Origin of the sequence: Bacillus sp. ATD (assembly GCF_050585765.1) — a bacterium.
Classification (GTDB): Bacteria; Bacillota; Bacilli; order Bacillales; family Bacillaceae; genus Bacillus; species Bacillus stercoris.
The window spans coordinates 1-346 of record NZ_JBOBQH010000035.1 but is presented as its reverse complement, the minus strand read 5'-3'; the positions used below and the strand labels follow the sequence as shown (position 1 = coordinate 346).

Annotated in this window: 1 protein-coding gene; it reads right to left on the bottom strand. The window is 53.2% G+C overall.

Annotated features, from left to right (window positions below):
- Positions 1 to 346: condensation domain-containing protein (locus tag ACQXR1_RS22215; protein ID WP_430772884.1), on the bottom strand; the 346-nt coding region annotated here is incomplete at both ends.

The window sequence follows — 346 nt, the reverse complement described above, 5'->3', positions numbered from 1 at the left end:
CGATTCCTGTTCGGTTTGGTCGCCGAGAACTGTCGTCTGTAATGTAAACGGCACCTCGTCATGGATGCGTTGCACCGGCTCACCGCCTCCATCCTGTTCAAAGGAGGTACGAAGCGACTCGTGGCGCTTGATCAGCTCTTTGAAAGCCCTGTCCAGCCTTTCTGGATCAAGCTTCCCTTCCAGTTCTAATACAGCCGGCATATTGTAGCCTGTCCCTCCGTCCTCCAGCTGCTGAAGGACATAAATCCGTTTTTGGGCAGAGGAAACCGGATAGGTTTCACGCTGTTCCGTCGGCTTTATCGCTTCATATGGACTGTCCGTTCCTTCACGGATAACAGAAGCCAGC